Origin of the sequence: Liquorilactobacillus uvarum DSM 19971, assembly GCF_001434935.1 — a bacterium.
Classification (GTDB): Bacteria; Bacillota; Bacilli; order Lactobacillales; family Lactobacillaceae; genus Liquorilactobacillus; species Liquorilactobacillus uvarum.
In genome coordinates this window covers 1-4,697 of record NZ_AZEG01000060.1, presented here as the reverse complement: position 1 = coordinate 4,697, position 4,697 = coordinate 1, and the positions used below count along the sequence as shown (strand labels likewise).

Below are 4,697 nucleotides of genomic sequence, written 5' to 3'. Positions count from 1 at the left end.
AAAGGGCCTAGTACTTTTGGAATGGAAATACTTTCCAACACCAAAAATTCTAGACCCGATTTTAATAGCGAAAGAGAGAAATAAAATGTCTTTAAATTTTATAGAGCGTATCAATACTAGTAAAGAGCTTCGTCAAAATCTAAAATTAAGTCATTTGACTATTGAACATGTAGCCATTGACTTAAATACTTCTGTACAAAAAATCAATCAAATATTAGAACTAGATCACGTCTCACCTGAAGATCCTTGGATTTTGAAAGAATATTTATCGAATAAGCTACAAAGCCAAGGAATAATTGGCTATCCCTATTCAAAACTAGTTGGTGACTTTCGTGATTATTGGTTTTTGGATACAAAAAAAATAGCCAACCAGCAACTATCAAAATAATTACAGACAAAAATGATCTTATACTCAAAAAATTGTCCATTTTTTAAGTATAAGATCATCTTTTTTCGTTGTATTTTATGTGGTTAATCTCACACCAGCTTGCCCCAGAGGATAGCGTTCTGCATGACATGCTCTCACTGAAGGTGATCATACAATGATAAATTGCCATATCACGGCGTGACCCATTGGTGCAATGTATCATGTACCAAAACAAAAAACCACTAGGGTATACTGAAGTGCCATAAAAAAGTTAGGCATTTAGATAAGACCTTGAGTATTTTTGTTTTAATTTGTTATAAATGATTTATTAAATTTGATCAAACAAATCATTTAATGCCTCCGTCATTGTTGGATGCGTGTATATTTGATCGCGCAAAGTCTCAGCTGAAAGATGATTTTGCATCGCTAGACTAATGATATTAATCGTCTCAAATGATTCCTCAGCATAAATAGTTGTACCCAAAATTTGATGTGTCTGTGGATCTATTAATGCTTTATAGTTACCTCTTGGATTACCAATTACTTGTGTCTTAGGAACAATAGCTGCTGGCATCTTCAGTACTTTATAATCAATGCCTGCCTCATTCAGCTGTGCCTCTGTTTTTCCGACACTACTAATAGCCGGATTTAGAAAAATAGTATTCGCAAATACTGGTCGATTTAAACGACTTCGTGTCTTATCGCCATATAGATGATTAGCCATAATACGCCAATCATCTAACGAAATATACGTGAATTGTGGCCCGCCGGTAACATCACCTAAAGCATAGACATCTTTAGCATCTGTTTCTAGTATATCATTGACTAAAATTTCACCGTGACTACCTGTTTTAATACTAGTTCTTTCTAGGTGCAAATCGGTCACATTAGCTTTACGTCCCGTAGCAACTAATAACCCATCGGCCTGTATATTTTTAATCCCTTTTGGTGTGCTTATAGTTAATGTAACACCATTTAGTGTATCATTTACACCAGTTAAGTTGCTTTCTAACAAAAAGGATACACCATCCTCCTCTAAATCATTTTTAGCTTGTTCGGCAATTTCAGGCTCAAAGTGTCCTAAAATCTTAGATGATTTATCAATGATGGTCACATGGCTACCAAATTGTGCATACATTGATGCAAATTCCAAGCCAATCGGTCCACTACCAAGAATAACTAATTCCTTTAATTGTTTATCTTTTACAAGTAAGTCTGTGGACGAATAAACATGTTTACTAGCAAGCAATCCATCAATATTAGGCCAAATTGTTGTTGCTCCTGTATTAATAAAAATACGATCTGCAATTAAAGTTTCCTGCCCTGAGTTATCGGATACTCGTACCGTATGGTCATCCAAAAATTCAGCAGTAGCTGTTAAAACAGTGGCTTCTTGTAAATCAGCCACCTTATGGTAATTTTTATTACGCAGCATTGCTGTTAGGGCATTTTTCTTTTTTAAAGCGACTTCATATTCTATACCCCGGTGGGCATTAATAATCATGTTTTTAGTCGGTAAACAAGCAACATTGATACAAGTTCCGCCATACATGTTGGGATCTTTTTCAATAATTAATACTTCTTCACCGTGCTTTGCAAGTGTTCCTGCAAGTGTTTTACCCGCTTTTCCAAATCCAATAATAATATTACTAAAATGTTTCATTATTCACCTTGCTATTCAATAATTTAATTATGTGATCGAATCACAAATCAGGATCTAAAATAATTAAGTAATTAAAATTATTTAGAAATAATTTTTGAATCTAATTCCCAATTTGGATGTTATTTTTTGTACAAGATTATTGCAACAATATTCTGATATTTTCATACTCTGATCCCCCTCAATCAATTATATATAATTCAATTCTTTTAACGCAAATTTATTGTCCATTAGTTTTTATAACATCATTTAAATGACCTTGTAACAAGCATAATCTTTATTCATGATAAAAAAGGCAAGCCAACACGTTTTACTTAAACCAATCAAGAAAAGTGGTGGCGTTTTGGTAAATAGTTACAACAAAAAAAAGAAAAGAATAATAGTTAAATGGCGGAATATAAATTTTAACAAGCTGTAATTGACAAGCTAAAGAGTGAAGAATGGGACTATCTCATAGATTATTCGGGCGTAACGGTTGATCGGTTATATGATCACTGGCGAGATATTCTGAATACAAAAAAACAGCCAAATTTTTTATAATTTAGCTGCTTACGTCTTAGTTAAGATTATCGTAATATTTAAGTATTACTTGCAGATTAATTAAAATTACTCTGCCTTTTTATAGTCCGCCGGTTCTGTCCTACCCTTAACTTCTTTCTGAGGGCATACCAAACATTAACTGAAGTCCAAGCAGCCATTGGTTGGTATATCAATTTTTATAATCGAAATCGTATCTCAAATGTTGCCTAAGTAACTGAATAAAAATAGTCCAATTTATTGACTTCTGAGCATCTATAACTGGCTTTTTGTCAGCAATCTTCTTGTCTACGAAACCGACGATACCGCACATATTAATTCTCCTTAAATTTCAAAACTTACGAATCTGGTTGCTGCACCATATCCAAATATTTGGAGCAACATTTTGTCGGGATTGATATTAATGAAATATCCAGCTAATTCGGAAATCTCATTATATCGGCGATCCCATTTTTTATTATAATCAGTCGTTAGGCCATGTTTTTTACCCATTAAGGCCGAACAATTTAATATTATATGATTAATTCCATTAACTTTGTAGTACTTTTCATAATGCATGTGTCCACAAATATAATTCGATATGGTCGAAATACCGGTATCAGTAAAGTTATAGCGAACATTAACTCCAAAATCACCGGATAATTCATTTTTAAGTTGTCCAGAATCCTTATTATTAAAGCTAGTAAAAATCTTCTGAACTAAGTCACCGTTGAAGTTCAAAGCTGAACGACCACTTTGACTGATCAAATTAGCATGACCAAAAACTACGACATGCTTATCAATTGTCTTTTCTAAAATAGATATTAAATCTTCGATCTGTTGCTCGCGGATACCACGGACTTTTTTGAAGTCGTACTTCTTGGTCCCGCCATTTAGGATATAGGGAATATCGCTCGTATTCAAGAAAATTACTCGAATATCCCCTTTATCGATCCAAGCAACTTTGGAACCAAGACTCAAGCGTTTGATCTCAGGTTGTTCGAAATCATGTTTCGTTACCAAATTATAGTAGTCGTCACGTCTAAATGAGGCTGAAGTAATAAATTTGTGTTCATCATACTTATCATTTTCATCGTGATTACCTTCCAGCACATAAAAAGGACGCTGGCTATTTTGGTAATTTTCCATCGTGAATTGTAACAATCCTCGACTGATCTCTGGCTTATCACTACCGTCGATCAAATCGCCTAAATGAATATTGTAATCCACTGGCAATGAATCGCAAGCCTTATTGGCTTCAATAATATGCCTTACACCGTTGAGACCATAGTACGATGAACTGGCAACAGCTTTTTCATGAGTGTCCGTTAAAACCGATAAAGTCAAGCAATTTTGGCTAACGTTAGGTTCAACGTTCTTTCTGAAAACTTGCTCGATATATTCTGTAAAAAACGGTCTCGGCTTTAATTTTCTCAAAAAGTTATCAGTTTGAACAGAGATAAATTCAGATGGTCTCGGTCTAAAAAATTTTTTAGTAAGAAATTTGATTTTCACGATTTTTATTCTCCTAATTGACTAAATCTTATCATGTTTTAGACTCATAATTATTGGATCAACAGTGATTTGAGATTCCTGATCAGTCTTCACCTTTTATTGGCCAATAATTATTTTTATCTGTAACAATTTCTGGTCTTATATCAAAAGATCTCCCATTTTTTTGAGTATAACGGCAGTTTGCAGCACAACAACATTAGGTCATATTTTTTTAAGGAGATAACATTTTGATAAAAATAATCAACAATAATAGTCCACAGTACAATGCTCTTATACTAAAAAAATGGACTATTTTTATTCAGTCCGTAAAATGAAAGTATAGGAGTATTTTTATGTCAATTCGTTATTCACAAGATTTTAAAGATTCACTGGTTAAACTTCACCAAGAAGGACGTTAACTTAAATCATTGGCAGAGGTATTTGGGCCTTCAAAAGATTCTATTGCTCTTTGGGTCAAGCAATTAGAAAAGCGTCTCGCTATTGTTGGAGGAAGAAAACAAAATTTTATCACGCATAGCCTGACAGGCATTGAGCGGCCATCTTACTAGCCAAAAAATAGTCCGTAATGTGGGATTGCCGCTTGTTAACCAATTTTTAGCACAAGGCTACGCGCTTGTGCGTATTTTAAGTGCACTTAAA

General features: G+C 33.9%; 3 protein-coding genes. 1 reads left to right on the top strand and 2 read right to left on the bottom strand.

All coding sequences use genetic code 11. The features are described 5' to 3' along the window. The coding region (locus FD20_RS11995; RefSeq protein ID WP_235807788.1) for a DUF2316 family protein at positions 1–388 on the top strand (388 nt) is incomplete at its 5' end. Positions 389–695: 307 nt separating this feature from the next. On the opposite strand, the gene FD20_RS11990 is transcribed toward FD20_RS11995, so the two are convergent. Both FD20_RS11990 and FD20_RS11985 read right to left on the bottom strand, forming a co-directional pair. After that, positions 696–2,030, bottom strand: coding sequence for an FAD-dependent oxidoreductase (locus tag FD20_RS11990; protein ID WP_042253022.1), 1,335 nt, complete (start codon positions 2,028–2,030; stop codon positions 696–698). 858 nt (positions 2,031–2,888) lie between these two features. Next, positions 2,889–4,058 (bottom strand): metallophosphoesterase family protein, encoded by a 1,170-nt coding sequence (locus FD20_RS11985; protein ID WP_015062919.1) that lies wholly within the window; start codon positions 4,056–4,058, stop codon positions 2,889–2,891. Between the last annotated feature and the right edge of the window lie 639 nt (positions 4,059–4,697).